This window comes from Streptomyces qaidamensis (assembly GCF_001611795.1).
GTDB lineage: Bacteria > Actinomycetota > Actinomycetes > Streptomycetales > Streptomycetaceae > Streptomyces > Streptomyces qaidamensis.
In genome coordinates, this window is sequence record NZ_CP015098.1 from 1,979,541 (window position 1) to 1,994,969 (window position 15,429).

At 72.3% G+C, this 15,429-nt stretch carries 13 protein-coding genes; 9 read left to right on the forward strand and 4 right to left on the reverse strand.

Annotation, left to right across the window (positions count from 1 at the left end; translation table 11 throughout):
• Positions 1-48 precede the first annotated feature (48 nt).
• From A4E84_RS08630 to A4E84_RS08640, 3 genes are all read right to left on the reverse strand, one after another.
• Positions 49-315, reverse strand: a complete 267-nt coding sequence (locus tag A4E84_RS08630) for a hypothetical protein (protein ID WP_062925970.1) — start codon at positions 313-315, stop codon at positions 49-51.
• 126 nt (positions 316-441) lie between these two features.
• Entirely contained in the window at positions 442-1,260 is an 819-nt protein-coding gene (locus A4E84_RS08635) for an anti-sigma factor (protein ID WP_062925971.1), read from the reverse strand.
• The gene (locus A4E84_RS08640; protein WP_030850800.1) at positions 1,257-1,799 is read right to left on the reverse strand and encodes a sigma-70 family RNA polymerase sigma factor; all 543 of its coding nucleotides are present in this window, start codon (positions 1,797-1,799) and stop codon (positions 1,257-1,259) included. Before A4E84_RS08640 ends, A4E84_RS08635 begins: the two co-directional genes overlap by 4 nt.
• 226 nt (positions 1,800-2,025) lie before the next feature.
• Here A4E84_RS08640 and A4E84_RS08645 point away from each other — a divergent pair, with 226 nt between their 5' ends.
• From A4E84_RS08645 to A4E84_RS08660, 4 genes are all read left to right on the forward strand, one after another.
• Positions 2,026-3,558: a DUF4331 domain-containing protein gene (locus A4E84_RS08645; RefSeq protein WP_062925972.1), complete on the forward strand. Its 1,533-nt coding sequence runs from the start codon at positions 2,026-2,028 to the stop codon at positions 3,556-3,558.
• 101 nt (positions 3,559-3,659) lie between these two features.
• Positions 3,660-5,360, forward strand: a complete 1,701-nt coding sequence (locus A4E84_RS08650) for a tetratricopeptide repeat protein (protein ID WP_062931370.1) — start codon at positions 3,660-3,662, stop codon at positions 5,358-5,360.
• A complete protein-coding gene (locus A4E84_RS08655) occupies positions 5,357-6,946 on the forward strand; it encodes a HoxN/HupN/NixA family nickel/cobalt transporter (RefSeq protein WP_062925973.1) in 1,590 nt (529 codons plus the stop codon). Before A4E84_RS08650 ends, A4E84_RS08655 begins: the two co-directional genes overlap by 4 nt.
• A gap of 114 nt (positions 6,947-7,060) precedes the next feature.
• Positions 7,061-8,704, forward strand: a complete 1,644-nt coding sequence (locus A4E84_RS08660) for a serine/threonine-protein kinase (RefSeq protein ID WP_062925974.1) — start codon at positions 7,061-7,063, stop codon at positions 8,702-8,704.
• Between the two features lie 4 nt (positions 8,705-8,708).
• Here the strand turns inward: A4E84_RS08660 and A4E84_RS08665 are convergent, their stop codons facing one another.
• Positions 8,709-9,515, reverse strand: coding sequence for an SGNH/GDSL hydrolase family protein (locus A4E84_RS08665; protein WP_062925975.1), 807 nt, complete (start codon positions 9,513-9,515; stop codon positions 8,709-8,711).
• Positions 9,516-9,851: 336 nt separating this feature from the next.
• Between A4E84_RS08665 and A4E84_RS08670 the strand changes: the two genes are divergently transcribed.
• The 5 genes from A4E84_RS08670 to A4E84_RS08690 all read left to right on the forward strand — a co-directional run bounded on the left by A4E84_RS08670 (position 9,852) and on the right by A4E84_RS08690 (position 15,375).
• Complete coding sequence (locus A4E84_RS08670; RefSeq protein WP_062925976.1) at positions 9,852-11,057, forward strand: S8 family peptidase; 1,206 nt, start codon at positions 9,852-9,854, stop codon at positions 11,055-11,057.
• Positions 11,058-11,553: 496 nt separating this feature from the next.
• On the forward strand, positions 11,554-12,375 hold the full coding sequence (locus A4E84_RS08675) for a glycosyltransferase family 2 protein (protein ID WP_062925977.1): 822 nt from the start codon (positions 11,554-11,556) through the stop codon (positions 12,373-12,375).
• Positions 12,372-13,370 carry a glycosyltransferase family 2 protein gene (locus tag A4E84_RS08680; RefSeq protein ID WP_062925978.1) on the forward strand — a complete coding sequence of 333 codons (999 nt, stop codon included), beginning with the start codon at positions 12,372-12,374 and terminating at the stop codon, positions 13,368-13,370. Before A4E84_RS08675 ends, A4E84_RS08680 begins: the two co-directional genes overlap by 4 nt.
• Entirely contained in the window at positions 13,363-14,163 is an 801-nt protein-coding gene (locus tag A4E84_RS08685; RefSeq protein ID WP_174569409.1) for a polysaccharide deacetylase family protein, read from the forward strand. The genes A4E84_RS08680 and A4E84_RS08685 overlap by 8 nt, the downstream gene beginning before the upstream one ends.
• A 117-nt stretch (positions 14,164-14,280) precedes the next feature.
• Complete coding sequence (locus A4E84_RS08690) at positions 14,281-15,375, forward strand: DUF5925 domain-containing protein (RefSeq protein ID WP_062925979.1); 1,095 nt, start codon at positions 14,281-14,283, stop codon at positions 15,373-15,375.
• The last annotated feature ends 54 nt before the right edge of the window (positions 15,376-15,429 follow it).

Sequence of the window (15,429 nt, forward strand, 5' to 3'; positions counted from 1 at the left end):
GTGTCGCAGCGCCGGCGCGGGGCGGTGTGACCGCCCGAGCGCGGACCCCTACCTGCTGCCGAAGAGCGAGCGGCGCAGCCGGCGCAGCGGCGCGAAGAGCGAGACGCGACGCACGCGCGCACCCCTGCCACTGCGGTCGTGCGGCCGACGCGCGGTCAGTTCCTGCATCAGCGAGGTCGCCTCGACCGTCTCCCGCTGGGGGACGGCGGGGCCGCCCAGCACCGAGAGGTGGCGGTCGAGGCGCGAACTGGTCGCGCTGCTCCCGCAGGTGATCGCAGGGACCCTGGCCCTGCTGCGCACTGTTATCTGTTCCATGTCACTCCCCACCCGTACGAGTCCACCCGGCCCGGGCAGGTTAACCCTATCGCCCCGTCCGGGCACGCGTGTATCTCGGTCACAGGATTCACCTTCCCCATAAGGGGGTTGACGATGTATCTCCGATTACTCTCCGAATCCAACAGATTTCAGGGCGAGTTGGACGATCGGCTGGGTAGTGGGCTGCGGCGATCCCCCGGCGGGCTCGACGGTCACGGCCAGTGACGTCGCGGAGGTACCCAAACCCGTTGCCACCAGGGGCGTGTCGCCCTCGAAGAGCCCGAGGGAGCGTGGTTGCGCGCCCGGGCGCATGAGCCACAACTGGTGCACACGGCCGCCCGTCGGGGCACCGTATCCGCCGAGGGTGACCACCGCACTCCCCTCCGTGGCGGAAGCGACCACTCCGATCGTGCGGCCCCGCCCGTCCCGGCCACTTCCCGCCCGGGCGTCCGGAGCCGCCAGAACGTGGGCGATCTCACGTGACCGATCTTGCTCGGCGGTCAGCCGGTCCTGGGCCCGGTCCGCCTGCACGGCGAAGAGCGACGCGACGACGAGGGCCGCGGCGGCGGTGGCCGTCGCGAAGGGCACGAACAGCGGGATCCGGCGCCGCTGCCGCTGCCGCGGCGGCGGCTGGGCGCCCCACACATGCGGCGGCAGCTGCGTGGCGCGCGCCCGGGCCGGCGCGTGCGAGGCGCCCTGCGGTGCCGGGTCCTGCGGAGTCGTCCGCACGGCGAGCATGACCCGGTCGCGCATCGCGGCCGGGGGCGGGGCCGCCGTGGACCAGGCGAGCCGGACGGCGTCCTCGGTCAGGGCGCGCACCTCGGCGGCACAGCGGTCGCAGTCCCTGAGGTGCTTCTCGAAACGGACGCGCTCCGGGGGTTCCAGGGCGTCGAGCGCGTAGGGCGCGGCGAGCGAGTGCGGATCCTCGCGGCGGAAGAGGCTCATGCCACACCTCCCAGGCACTCGCGCATACGGGTCAGCCCGTCCCGCATCCGGGTCTTGACGGTGCCCAGCGGAAGGGAGAGCTGCTCTGCCACCTCACGGTACGTGTAGCCCTCGTAGTAGGCGAGGGTCACCGACTGGCGCTGCAGAACCGTGAGCCGGTCCAGGCAGCGGCGCACCCACTCGCGCTCCAGGCCGGCCTCGACCTCCTCGGTGACCTGGTCGAAGGCGGGCTGGTTCGCGCGGAGCGCCTCGCGCTGCTCACGCTCCCCGGCCGCCCGGGCGCTGCGGACCCGGTCGACGGCGCGGCGGTGGGCGAGGGTGAGGATCCACGACATCGCGCTGCCCCGGCCCGGGTCGAACTTCGCCGCGGAGCGCCACAGTTCGAGCAGCACCTCCTGAGCCACCTCCTCCGACTGGGCGGGGTCGCGCACCACGCGCCGTACGAGGCCGAACACCGGTCCGGACACCACTCCGTACAACTCCTCGAAGGCCTTCTGGTCCCCACCTGCCACGAGCAGCAGCAGCTCGTCCGCCTCCACTCGGTCCCCCTCTCCGAGGCCGCACCGGGCCTGTCCCCTCGCACGAGGCATTCGCAACGCACACACCTCCGGACGGTGTTACGGATCAGCGCGCCGAAAACGCGGGTCCCCAGCGGTGAAACAACTTTCCCGACTCCCCGTAAGAACGTTTGAGATTCGACCAATCCGCTTCGCCGACCGCTCCGAATGGCGTGTGTCAGGCAAGTTGGCACGGAGGACGGACGGCATGACACCTACTTCCAGGACCGGCGCGGGACGCACGAGCATCGCGACCGTGATCTGTGGCGCACTGGCCGCCGGCGGGCTCGCAGCCGCCGGTGTGACCGTGCTGGAACCCGAGGCGGCCTCCGCCTCCAGCCACCGCGAGGCCCCGCTGATCTCGGGGACCCCGCAGTACGACAACACCGACGTGTACGCGTTCGTCAGCCCGGACAAGCCGGACACGACGACCATCGTCGCGAACTGGATCCCCTTCGAGGAACCGGCCGGCGGCCCCAACTTCTTCACGTTCGCCGAGGACGCCCAGTACGACCTGCGCATCGACAGCAACGGTGACGCGAAGGAGGACCTGCTCTTCCGGTACACGTTCAAGACTCATGTGAAGAACGACAAGACGTTCCTGTACAACACGGGCCCGGTCGAGAGCCTCGACGACCCCGACCTGAACATCACGCAGACGTACGACCTCGAACTGATCAAGCTGCGGAACCTGAAGGCCGTGTCGAAGACCAAGGTCGCCGACGACGTGCCGGTGGCGCCGTCGAACGTCGGCAAGGCGTCGATGCCGGACTACAACGCCCTGCGCAAGCAGGCGATCCACAAGCTCGCCGGGGGCGCCCAGACGTTCGCCGGGCAGGCCGACGACCCGTTCTTCCTCGACCTGCGCGTCTTCGACCTGCTGTACGGCGGGAACCTCTCCGAGGTCGGCAACGACACCCTCAAGGGCTACAACGTCAACTCGATCGCCCTGCAGGTCCCCAACAGCTTCATCGCCGAGTCGCACGAGCAGCCGGTCGTCGGCATCTGGTCGACGACCCAGCGCAAGAATGCCAAGGGCTACTTCACGCAGGTCTCGCGCCTGGGCAACCCGCTGGTCAACGAGGTCGTCAACCCGCTGAAGGACAAGGACAAGTTCAACGCGTCCACGCCGCGGGACGACGGCGCGTTCCTGAAGAACGTCACCAACCCGGAGCTGCCCAAGCTCATCGAGGCGATCTACAAGATCCCGGCGCCGGCCGAGCCGCGCAACGACCTGGTCGACGTCTTCCTCAAGGGCGTCAAGGACCTCAACCAGCCCCCGCACGTGACGCCTTCGGAGCAGCTGCGGCTCAACACCTCGATCAAGCCGGCCGCGAAGCCCAAGCGGCTGGGTGTCCTCGACGGTGACAACGCCGGCTTCCCCAACGGCCGTCGCCTCACCGACGACGTGATCGACGCCTCGCTCCAGGTCGTCGAGGGCGAGCTGCTGGGTGCGAAGAACGACCTCGGTGACGCGGTCGACAAGAACGACAAGAAGTTCGAGAAGTCCTTCCCGTACGTCGCCCTGCCGACGGAGGGTTCGCGCGGCCCGCTCGCCAAGGGCGTCGACGGCGGCAACGACGTGCGCAGCCAGCTGGGCGACGCGCTCCAGCCGGCCGGCGCGCAGGGTTCGGACGACATGCGCCTGATCGCCGCGTCCGCGGGGGCCGGGGCGGGCGGCATCGTCCTGATCGGCGCGGCCCTGATGTGGTGGCGCCGCATGCGGAACCGGGCGTACTGACCCGCTCCGCTCCCACCGACCGGCGCGGCCCGTTCCCCGTCCCCCACGGCGCGGGCCGCGCCTTCGACTCCCGCACCAGCACATCCGACCGAGGAGAGGTCATGCCTCCGCGTACGACCGACAGCACACCGGAGAGGCGCGACGACGACCGAGCGCCGTCGACGGACCCGGAGCCCGAGACCACCGGAGCGCGGGAGGGCGACGAGGCTGCCGGGACGGACCCGACCGGGTCACGGGGTGAGGCGGCCGAGGCCGGCCAGGACCAGCGTCTGGAAGCCGGCGACGCCGGAACCCGGGCGGACACCGCCCGTGCGGAGGCCGGAGAAGCCGGTCACCCGGCCGAATCCCGCCCTGGGGACCGGCCCGGCCTCTCGGAGCTCGCCCGCGACGGCAGCGGCGGCACCACCGACGGGGACGACGCCGGTCAGCGGGTCGCCGCGTTGCGGCGGGCCGCAGACGGGGGGCGGCGGTGGCGGGCCCTGCATCTGGCCGGGTGTGCCGTGCTGCTGGCGGTCGCGGTGACGGGTGGGGCCGTCGCGGTCGGCGGCGGGCAGGACGGCGGGGCCGGCGTCGGCGCCGTGTCGGCGGCCGGGGCGTTGTCGCCCGGCGATCTCGCCCGGGGAGACCTCGACGCGGGGATCGCGTCCCTGCAGCAGCACCTCCGCGCCCAGCCGAGGGACTTCGGCGGTTGGTCCACCCTCGGGGTGGCCTACGTCGAGCAGGCCCGCACGAAGGGCGACCCCTCCCGGTATCCGCAGGCCGAGCGCGCCCTGCGGCGGTCCCTCGACCTGGAACCCGGCAACGACCAGGCCCTGGCCGGGCAGGCCGCCCTCGCCGCGGCCCGGCACGACTTCCCCGGCGCCCTGGACCACGCCGACCGGGCCCTGAAGCAGAACCCCTACAACGAACGCGCCCTGTGCACCCGTGTCGACGCCCTCGTCGAACTCGGCCGGTACGACGACGCCGCGAAGGCCGCCGACACCGCCGACGACAGGCGCCCCGGCGTCCCGGTCTTCACGCGCTACGCGTACGTGCACGAGCTGCGCGGCGACGTCCGCACGGCCCGGTCCGTGCTGGAGCGCGCCCTGGGCTCTGCGAGCGCCCCCGCCGACGTCGCGTACGTCGCCACCGCCCTGGGGCAACTCGCCTGGAACCAGGGCGAGTACAAGACGGCCCTCGGCCACTACGCCCGTGCCCTCGCCGCCGATGACGCGTACCTGCCCGCCCTGGAGGGCCGCGCCCGCGCCCAGGCCGCGAGCGGTGACCGGGCCGCTGCCGTGACCGGTCTTGAGCAGGTCGTCGCCCGGTTCCCGCTGCCCGGTCCGCTCGTCGCCCTCGGCGAGCTGTACGAGGACCGCGGCGCCGACGGCGACCGGGCCAAGGCCGGTGACCAGTACGCCCTCGTCGACGCCTGGACGGCCCTCGCCCGTGCAGGCGGCGCCAACACCGACCTGGAGACGGCCCTGGCCGCCGCCGACCACGGCGACAAGAAGGAGGCCCTGCGCTCCGCCCGCGCCGAGTGGGACCGCCGCCAGAGCGTGCACACCGCCGACGCCCTCGCCTGGGCCCTGCACGTCAACGGCCGCGACGAGGAAGCCCTGCCGTACGCCCGCCGGGCGACGGCGACCGGCTACCGCAACGCCGTCTTCCTCTACCACCGCGGTGTCATCGAGCACGCCACCGGCGCCGAGCGCGAGGCCCGCACGCATCTGAAGGCCGCGCTGGACCTGAACCCCGGCTTCTCGCCCCTCGGCGCGCGCGAGGCCCGCACCGCACTCAAGGACCTGGAGGGGAACCGGTGACCCTGCGCCGGCTGTTCGCGTCCGGCGCCGCCGTCCTCACGGCCGCCTGCGCGCTCACCCTGCTGCCCGCCGCCACGGCGAGCGCCCACCCGCTGGGCAACTTCACCGTCAACCGCTACGACGGCCTGGTCGCCGCCCCCGGCGAGCTGCGGGTCCACCACGTCGAGGACCTCGCCGAGATCCCGGCGACCCAGGCGGGGCCGGACATCGAGCGGCTGGGCATCGCCATGTGGGCCCGCGAGCGGTGTGCCACGGCCGCCGAGGACAGCCGCGCTACCGTCGACGGACGCGAGGTGGCCCTCACCACCGAGCGCAGCCACGCGCGCGTGCGGCCCGGGCAGGCGGGGCTCGACACCCTGCGGGTGGAGTGCGAGCTGACCGCTGCTCTCCCGGCGGGCGAGAAGACCGTGTCCCTCGGCTTCCGCGGTGCGGGGGCCTCCGGCGGCCCGGGCTGGCGGGAGATCACGGCGCGGGGCGACCGTATGACGCTCGCCGCCTCGGACGTGCCGGAGAAGTCGATATCGGCCGAACTCACCCGCTACCCGGAGGAGTTGCTGGCCTCCCCGGCCGACACCGGGTCGGCCGCCCTGCGGGTGCGCCCCGGCGGCTCGGCCCTGGCCGAGGAGGAGTCGGACGCCCCTGCCGCCTCGGTGCTCCCGCGCGGCGCGGACCGCTGGACGCGTGCCCTGGACGACCTGGTGGCCCGGCAGGACCTCAGCGCCGGCTTCGCCGCGCTGGCCCTGCTCATCGCCGTCGTCCTGGGTGCGATGCACGCGCTCGCACCGGGCCACGGCAAGACCATCATGGCCGCCACGGCGGCGGCCCGGGGCGGGCAGGCCCGGATGAAGGACGTCCTGCCCATGGCCGCCTCGGTGACCGTCACCCACACCCTGGGCGTGGTCGCCCTGGGCCTGCTGGTCACGGCCGGCTCGGCGGCGGCGCCGTCGGTGATCGCCTGGCTCGGTGTCGCCAGCGGCATCCTGGTGACCCTGGCGGGCGCGAGCCTGGTCCGCCGCGCCCTGCGCAACCGCGCGCACACTCCCCACCCGCACGGTCATCACGGCCACCATCACGGCCACGGAAGCCACACCCACGACCACGACGGCCACACCCACGACCACGACCATCACGGCGAGCACAACCACAAGCACGACCACGACCACGACCACCCGCACGATCACACCCACCCCCACACGATCGAGCACACCCACGGCGGTTTCACCCACAGCCACCCCGTCGCTCCCACCCTGCGCGGCACGATCCTCATGGGCTTCGCGGGCGGGCTCGTGCCCAGCCCGTCCGCCGTGGTGGTGCTGGTCGGCGCCGCGGCCCTCGGGCAGGCCTGGTTCGGGCTGCTGCTCGTCGTCGCGTACGGCGTCGGACTGGCGCTCACCCTCACCGCCGCCGGATACGCCGTCGTGAAGGCGGGCAGCGGCATGACCCGGCTCCTGGACCGGCGCCCCCGCTGGACGGTGGGCCCGATGGCGGCCCTGGTGCGCCGGACCGCTCCCCTCGGGTCGGCCTGCGCCGTGGTGGTTCTCGGTGCCGGACTGGTGTTCAAGGGGGCGGCATCCGCACTCGGCTGAGTTACGTTCGTGAGGCGTCGGACGTCAGGAGAAAAGCGGACGTCGTGAGGGAATCCGACCTCGTGGGGAAAACACACCCCATGGAGATTTCGCCCGGCTGCGAATGGGGGCGCCGTGTTCGAAGAACCGGGCCATGAGCGTGTGATCGCGGGCCGTTACCGGCTACTGGCACCGCTCGGCGAGGGCGGCATGGGAACGGTGTGGCGCGCCCGCGACGAGGTGCTGCACCGCGAGGTGGCCGTCAAGGAGGTGCGCGCCCCGGCCGGGCTGGCGGGGGACGACGTGCAGCGGATGTACGCCCGGCTGGAGCGTGAGGCGTGGGCCGCGGCCCGGGTCGCCAACCACAACGTGGTGACGGTGTACGACGTGGCGACGGACGACGGCCGGCCGTGGATCGTCATGGAACTGGTCCGCGGACTCTCCCTGGCGGAGGTCCTGGACGCCGAGGGCCCGATGGCACCGCAGCGTGCCGCGCACATCGGCGCCGAGGTGCTGTCCGCGCTGCGGACGGCGCACGAGGCCGGGGTGCTGCACCGCGACGTGAAGCCGGCCAACGTGCTGATCTCGAACGACGGCCGGATCGTGCTCACCGACTTCGGCATCGCCATGGTCGAGGGCAGCTCGGCGCTGACCATGACCGGGGAGGTCATCGGCTCTCCGGAGTTCCTCGCCCCGGAGCGGGCGCTCGGCCGTACACCGGGCCCGGAGTCGGACCTGTGGTCGCTCGGGGTGCTGCTGTACGCGGCGGTCGAGGGCCACTCCCCCTTCCGTCACGACACCCCGCTGAGCACGCTGCGGGCGATCGTCGACGAGGAACTGCCGCCGCCGTACCGGGCGGGTCCGCTCGCCCCGGTGATCGAGGGGCTGCTGCGCAAGGACCCCGAGCAGCGGCTGCCGCCCGAGCGGGCCGAGCGGGATCTGCGGGCCGTCGCGGCGGGCGGCTCGCCGGGCCCTGACCTGACGCGGGCGGTGGCGTTCCCGCCGACGGTCGCGGGCCACCCCGAGCCCGCTCCCACACCCTCGATGCCGTTCCCCGGCCCGCCGACGGCCTCCGGGTCGACCGCCACCACGGCGGCCACCGGCCGGGGCCGGGACCGCAGGGCCGGACGGGTGCTGGTCGCCGGTGTGATCGCGCTGGCGCTCGCGGTGGGCGGTCTGACGTACGCGCTGCTCAACAACGGGGACGGTTCCGACGGCAACGACCAGGGGGCCGGGGACGCCACGCCCACGGCGACCAAGAGTCCGCCGGAGAACAGCGCGACCGAGAAGTCCAGTCCGTCGCCGGCCCCGAGCGAGAGCAAGGAGAGCAGTCCGCCGCCGCAGTCGGTGCGGGTCGCCCTGGAGGGCCGGCGCACGGACTACGCGGGCACCTGTCCGCCGCCGAACGCCCAGGCGCCGGAGTTCACGGCGACGCTCACGGTGGGGCGGCTGCCGACCGAGGTGAGCTACCGCTGGGTGACGCGGGACGGCCAGGTGCTGGACGGGGGCTGGAAGACGCTGTCGTTCGCGGAGGGCGGCGGCCGCTCGAAGCGGGACACGGTGCGGGTGACGACCCAGGCGGAGACCGGGAGGTTCGAGAACGAGATCAGCGTCGAGGTGCGGGAGCCGGTGCGGACGACGTCCGAGTCGGTGCCGTTCTCCGTGTCGTGCGAGGCGGAGACCCCGACGGGCGGGGCCTCCCCTTCTCCTTCCGACTCGGAGTCGGACTCGGGGCCGGACGCGGAATCGGACTCGGACTCGGACTCCGGCTCCGGCTGAGCGGTCAGTCGTTGCTGTTGAGCACCGGCAGGTAGCCGCCCGACTGGCCCGGTGCCTTCGGGTGGTACGACTCGCCGATGTTGAGCCAGCTGACGCTGTGCAGCCACGAGTCGCCGGAGCAGATCTCGTGGCCGGTGAAGGTGGTGCGGACGTCGCCGAAGACGAAGCCGTGGTTCGCGGCGCGCTTGGCGATGGCGGTGTTGAGGTGGTCGGAGGCGTCGTTGATGGCCTTGCGCTTGGTCTCGGACAGACCGAGGCAGGTAGTGCCGAGCTTGTAGAAGCGGGGGTAGCCGAGGACCACGACCCGGGCGGCGGGGGCCTTGGAGCGGATGGACGAGTACACGCCGTCGAGCTTGCCGGGGAGCGTGGCGTCGACGTACGCCCGGGCGGTGTTGATGCGGGAGACGCAGGCGCTGTCGGACTGGGTGACACAGGTCGTCATGACGTCGGCGAATCCGGCGTCGTTGCCGCCGACGCTGATCGAGACGAGGGCGGTGGAGGCGCTGAGCGGAGTGAGCTGATTCGCGAGAACATCACCCGTTCGGGCGCCCGAACAGGCGGTGAAGGCGAAGGTCGAGGGTGAGTTGGCGGCGGCCCAGAGGTAGGGATAGGCCTTGGTGCTGCGCTTGCAGTCGCCGCTGGAGCTGATGTAGCCGCCCGCTCCGACTCCGGAGGAGTAGGAGTCACCGAGCGCCACGTAGCCGCCAGTTGCGGCGAGTGAGGACGCCTGCGCCGTCGCTGCCCCGGTGAGGGCGGTGCCGACGGCGAGGAGGAGCGAGCTCACGAGGACGACAAGTCGGGAACGTCTCATGGAACCTCCCTTTAGCAGGATCTCTGCCATAACCGTGGTAGCAGCTACGCGTGTTGACAGGAAGTGTCCATGCCAAGTCTTTTCGGTTCATCCCCGGATGCTTGGCGCGTTCCCCACGCCTCGTGTCACGCACCGCGCCTCTCTTGTTACGTGCTCATGACAGATTTATTGACGGATGCTCAACTCTCTTGTTCTACGCCGGTAGTTGGTCGACGCTTTACTCCGGCCGGGAGCGGAACGCGACGCTCCCGGGCCGTGTGCGCGAGCACGCGCACATCCCCCACATGACGCGCGCCCCACCCAGGCACGCGCCGCCTAGAGGAGGACTCCCTCGTAATGGCACAACTGCGTAGCAAGAGAATCGGGTTCGCCGCACTCACCTCGCTGGCGACCGCCGCCCTCGTCGGCGGGCTCACCGCCCTTCCCGCCCAGGCCGCGCCCGCCGAGGGCCGGGTGCTCGCCGCGGACTCCCCGGCCGCGATCAAGGACAGCTACCTGGTCACGCTCAAGAAGAGCGCCGGCCTGAAGGCCGCCTCGGCCGCGGGCAAGGGGCTGGTGAAGGAGTACGGCGGCTCGGTCGACAAGACGTTCGGCAAGGCGCTGAACGGCTACTCCGCCACCCTCTCCGCCACCGAGGCCCGGCGCCTCGCCGCCGACCCGGCGGTGGCCTCCGTCGAGCAGAACCAGCGCGTCGGTCTCGCCGCCACCCAGACCAACGCCCCCTGGGGCCTGGACCGCATCGACCAGGCATCGCTCCCGCTGTCCGGCACCTACACCTACCCGGACAGCGCGGGCAGCGGCGTGACGGTCTACGTCATCGACACCGGCGTGCGCATCACCCACCAGCAGATCAGCGGTCGTGCCACCCACGGCTACGACGCGGTCGACGGCGACAGCAACGCCTCCGACGGCAACGGCCACGGCACCCATGTGGCCACCACCATCGCGGGCTCGACCTACGGCGTCGCCAAGAAGGCGAAGATCGTGGGCGTGCGGGTGCTGAACAACAGCGGCTCCGGCACCACGGCCGGTGTGATCGCCGGCATCGACTGGGTGACGAAGAACCACTCCGGCCCCTCGGTGGCCAACATGTCGCTCGGCGGCGGCGCCTCCGCCACCCTGGACACGGCCGTCCGCAACTCCATAGCCAGCGGCGTCACCTACGCCGTCGCCGCCGGCAACAGCAGCACCACCGCCTCCTCGTCCTCCCCGGCCCGGGTCGCCGAGGCGATCACGGTCGGCGCCACCACCAGCACCGACGCCAAGGCGAGCTACTCCAACTACGGCTCCGCGCTGGACATCTTCGCGCCCGGCTCCTCCATCACGGCCGGCTGGCACACCGGCGACACCGCCACCAACACCATCTCCGGCACCTCGATGGCGACCCCGCACGTCGCGGGCGCGGCCGCGGTCTACCTGGCGGGCCACACCTCGTCCACCCCGGCCCAGGTGGCCACGGCCCTGGTGAACGGCGCCGTCACCGGCAAGGTCACCAGCGCGGGTTCGGGTTCGCCGAACCGGCTGCTGCAGATCGTGCAGTGACCACGGACCGCACCGGCACCTGAACACGCGTTCCCCGGAGGGCCTGATCGCCTCCGGGGAACGCATGTTTATGCGACGGGAACGTGCAACTTGCGTCGCACAAGACGCCTGCCGCAACGACCAAACCAACAAAAACGTGAGGTGCCGTTCCAGGTCTTGCCATACGGGTTCAATCGTCAATACCGTCATACATCTCACCCGCATCGGTCCGTCAGTACGCGGCTCTAGGGGAGGGCTCAAGGACCGCGACGAACCGGCGCGGGGCGCGGTAGGGGGGTGCCGTGCTCGGTGATCTCAACTGTCTCCGGGCCGTGCCGCGCGGTCGGCTGCCGTTTTTCGCCGCCGGCCAGCTTTGCCAGCTCACCCGGCGTGCCGGAGCTTCATCCCGGCATGCCTCGCCATCTCGGCGTGCTTCGGGTGAGAACCCCCCTTTCGAACCGGACTGGATCCGGACTGCCCTGGGGGGGCGGTCCACCGGACGAGAGGGACCAGACTCATGAGTTCAGTTCTGCAGCCGGCCGCGACGGACCCGCATCCGCCGACCGCCGGGAAGTACCGGCCCGTCTCCTCACACCTGGCCATAGCCCCGCCGGTGAGCGTGGTCATCCCGGCGATGAACGAGGCGGAGAACCTTCCGTACGTCTTCAAGACCCTGCCCGACTGGATCCACGAAGTGGTCCTGGTCGACGGCAACTCCACCGACGACACCGTCGAGGTGGCCCGTGAGCTGTGGCCCGAGGTGAAGGTCGTCGAACAGCGCGGCAAGGGCAAGGGCGACGCTCTGATCACCGGCTTCCAGGCCTGCACCGGCGACATCATCGTGATGGTCGACGCGGACGGCTCGGCGGACGGGGGCGAGATCCTCAGCTACGTCTCCGCCCTGGTCTCCGGCGCGGACTTCGCCAAGGGCTCCCGCTTCGCCAACGGCGGCGGCACCGACGACATGACCTTCATCCGCAAGATGGGCAACTGGGCGCTGTGCACGGTCGTCAACCGCAAGTTCGGCGCCCGCTACACCGACCTGTGCTACGGCTACAACGCGTTCTGGCGGCACTGCCTCGACAAGATCGACCTGGACTGCACCGGCTTCGAGGTCGAGACCCTGATGAACATCCGGGTCGTCAAGGCCGGGCTCAAGGTGCAGGAGATCCCGAGCCACGAGTACCTGCGCATCCACGGCGTCAGCAATCTGCGGGCCGTGCGGGACGGGCTGCGCGTGCTCCGCGTGATCCTTCAGGAGCGCTCCAACCGCCGGGCCCTGCGCCGCCGTTCGCCCCGGTCGTCGATGCCGGCCGCGATGCGGGGAGAGGTGTCTTGAGCGGTCCCGGCATCTCCGTCGTGATCTGCGCGTACACCGAGGACCGCTGGGAGGACATCCTCGCGGCGGTCTCCTCGGTCCGCGCGCAGTCGCGGCCGGCCCTGGAGACGCTGCTGGTCGTCGATCACAACGACACGCTCCGGGAGCGGCTCGCCAAGGAGTACAAGGAGTCCTCCGAGGGGTCCGTGGTGCGGGTGCTCGCCAACGCGGGCCCCCGTGGCCTGTCCGCCGGCCGCAACACCGGCATCGCCGCGGCCCGCGGTGAGGTCGTGGCCTTCCTCGACGACGACGCCGTGGCCGAGCGCGACTGGCTGCGGCACTTCGCCGAGGCGTACACCGACGAGCGGGTGATGGCGGTCGGCGGGCGCACGGTCCCGGTCTGGGCGTCGGGGCGGCGGCCGCACTGGTTCCCGGAGGAGTTCGACTGGGTGGTGGGCTGCACGTACCGGGGCCTGCCGCGCGGCCGGGTCCGGGTGCGCAACGTGCTCGGCGGCAACGCCTCGTTCCGCCGCAGCGCCTTCGACGCGGCGGGGGGCTTCGCCACCGGCATCGGCCGGGACGGCGACAAACGCCCGCTGGGCTGCGAGGAGACGGAACTGTGCATCCGCCTCAGCCGTGCCCGGCCCGACGCGGTCCTGCTGATCGACGACCGGGCCGTGATCCACCACCGGGTGCCCGAGATCCGCGAGCACTTCCGCTACTTCCGCACCCGCACCTACGCCGAGGGCCTGTCCAAGGCCCTGGTGGCCCGGAGCGTCGGCGCCGACAAGGGCCTGGAGTCGGAGCGCCGTTACGCCACGCGGGTCCTGCCGGCCGGGGTGGCGCGAGGGCTGCTGGACGCCCTGCTGGCCCGGCCGGGCGGGGCGGGGCGGGCCGGCGCGATCGTGGCCGGGGTGCTGACGGCGGCGGGAGGTTACGTCGTCGGCAGCGTCCGGGCGCGCCGGGGCGGCACCACGTTCCGGGTCCCCGCGGTGGAGGTGGCCGCCCGTGAGTGACACCCGCGTTCCGATCCTGATGTACCACGCGGTCGCGACCGACCCGAACGAGGCGACCCGCGCCCTGTCGGTGACCCCGGAAGCCTTCGCCGAGCAGATGGCGGTGCTCGCCGACCGGGGTCTCAGGCCCCTCACCACGGCCGGACTGGCCGCGTGCTGGCGCTCGGGCCGGCCGCTGCCCGACCGGCCGGTCCTCATCACCTTCGACGACGGCTACGAGGGTGTGCACCGGCATGCCCTCCCCGCGCTCGCCAAGCACGGTTTCCCCGCCACCCTGTTCGTCTCGACGGGGTGGCTCAAGGGGCCGTACGACACCGGGGGCGGCCTGGACACCATGCTGGACTGGGCCCAGGTCCGCGAACTCGCGGCGCAGGGCGTGGAGATCGGCGGGCACAGCCACAGCCACCCGCAGCTCGACCAGGTCTCCGACGCCACGCTGCGGTTCGAGCTGATCCACTGCAAGGAGATCATCTCGGACCAGCTGGGCACCGTACCGGCCTCGTTCGCCTACCCCTACGGCTACTCCAGCCGCCGGGTCCGGCAGGCGGTGCGCGAGACGGGCTACGCCCAGGCCCTCGCCGTCGGCAACGGGCTCGCGCGGCGGGCGCAGGGGCCGTACGCGCTGCGGCGGGTGACGGTGCGCCGCAGCACGGGCATCGAGGAGTTCGAGCGGGTCGTCGAGGGCCACGCGATCGCCCGTACGTTCGCCGGGGACCGCGCCCTGACCAAGGGGTACGCCGTCGTTCGCAGGGTTCGGCAGGCTCGTCGGCTGGTCGCCCGCTCCGGGGGCTGACCTGCGCGGGGGCGATCGCCACCGAGGCGGCCCGGCTGCTCCGCCGCGAGCACACGACATGCCGCGTGCACCGGGAAACCGGGTGCACGCGGCCTCCTTGTGCCGGATCATGGCGGCATGTCTGGAAACCCGCACGAGGCGCTGCCGATCCGGCTCAACGTCGACGACTCCGACTCCCCGTCCGACGTCGTCGACGCGCTGTTCCTCGGCCGCTTCGCGACGGGCGAGCAGCCCTACTCCCACGCGGTGAACATCGACCGGGTGCGGTCCGGGGCGACGCTGATGCCGCCCGGCGCCCGGGTGCTGCGCGTCGCCCGGGACGACGACCGCAGCGCGACCCTCGCCGAGGGTGACGGCTGGACGCTGCTGGTCTCCCGCTGGAACCGTGGCGCCGACGTCACGGTGACGGCGACCGGCGAGGAGCTCGCGAAGAAGGTCCTCGACCAGGCCACGGACGGCGCGGCCGACGAGCCCGAACCGCAGCCGGAGAACGTCACGATGGGCTTCTGGTACGTCTCTCCCCGCCGCGGCCCGCACCGCACCACCCGGCAGATCGCGGCGGGCACCTGGGAGGAGGTCCGGCCCAACTACACCGCGCCGGTGGCGGACGCGATGGACCGCCTGATGAAGACGACCCCGGAGGACATCGCGGGCCGTCTCCTGCTGCTGCACGGCCCGCCGGGCACCGGCAAGACGTCGGCGCTGCGGACACTGGCCCGCTCCTGGCGCGACTGGTGCCAGGTGGACTGCGTCCTGGACCCCGAGCGGCTCTTCTCCGACGTCGGCTACCTCATGGACATCGCCATCGGCGAGGAGGACGCGACGGGCAAGGGCCGCTGGCGGCTGCTGCTCCTGGAGGACTGCGACGAGCTGATCCGCGGCGAGGCCAAACACACGGCGGGCCAGGCCCTGTCGAGGCTGCTGAACCTGACGGACGGACTGCTCGGCCAGGGCCGCAACGTCCTGGTCGGGGTCACGACCAACGAGGACCTGGAGCGCCTGCACCCGGCCGTGGTCCGCCCCGGCCGCTGCCTGGCCCGGATCGAGGTCGGTCCGCTGACCCGCCGCGAGGCGGTGAACTGGCTGGGCCAGGAGGACGGCGTCGGCCGCGAGGGCGCGACGCTGGCGGAGCTGTACGCGCTGCGCCGGGGCACGTCCCCGACGTCCCTGCCGGAGCCGCGCGGGGGCGTCGACGCGGGGCTGTATCTGTAGCCGGGTCACCCGCCGGGATCCGTGGTGGGTCCACCCGCCGGGGTCCCTCACAAC

Excerpts from the sequence above, each read along its gene's own strand:
- A4E84_RS08675 (WP_062925977.1), top strand. The coding sequence starts at position 11,554 with ATGAGTTCAGTTCTGCAGCCGGCCGCGACGGACCCGCATCCGCCGACC.
- A4E84_RS08630 (WP_062925970.1), bottom strand. The coding sequence starts at position 315 with ATGGAACAGATAACAGTGCGCAGCAGGGCCAGGGTCCCTGCGATCACC.
- A4E84_RS08690 (WP_062925979.1), top strand. The coding sequence starts at position 14,281 with ATGTCTGGAAACCCGCACGAGGCGCTGCCGATCCGGCTCAACGTCGAC.
- A4E84_RS08665 (WP_062925975.1), bottom strand. The coding sequence starts at position 9,515 with ATGAGACGTTCCCGACTTGTCGTCCTCGTGAGCTCGCTCCTCCTCGCC.
- A4E84_RS08635 (WP_062925971.1), bottom strand. The coding sequence starts at position 1,260 with ATGAGCCTCTTCCGCCGCGAGGATCCGCACTCGCTCGCCGCGCCCTAC.
- A4E84_RS08650 (WP_062931370.1), top strand. The coding sequence starts at position 3,660 with ATGCCTCCGCGTACGACCGACAGCACACCGGAGAGGCGCGACGACGAC.
- A4E84_RS08670 (WP_062925976.1), top strand. The coding sequence starts at position 9,852 with ATGGCACAACTGCGTAGCAAGAGAATCGGGTTCGCCGCACTCACCTCG.
- A4E84_RS08645 (WP_062925972.1), top strand. The coding sequence starts at position 2,026 with ATGACACCTACTTCCAGGACCGGCGCGGGACGCACGAGCATCGCGACC.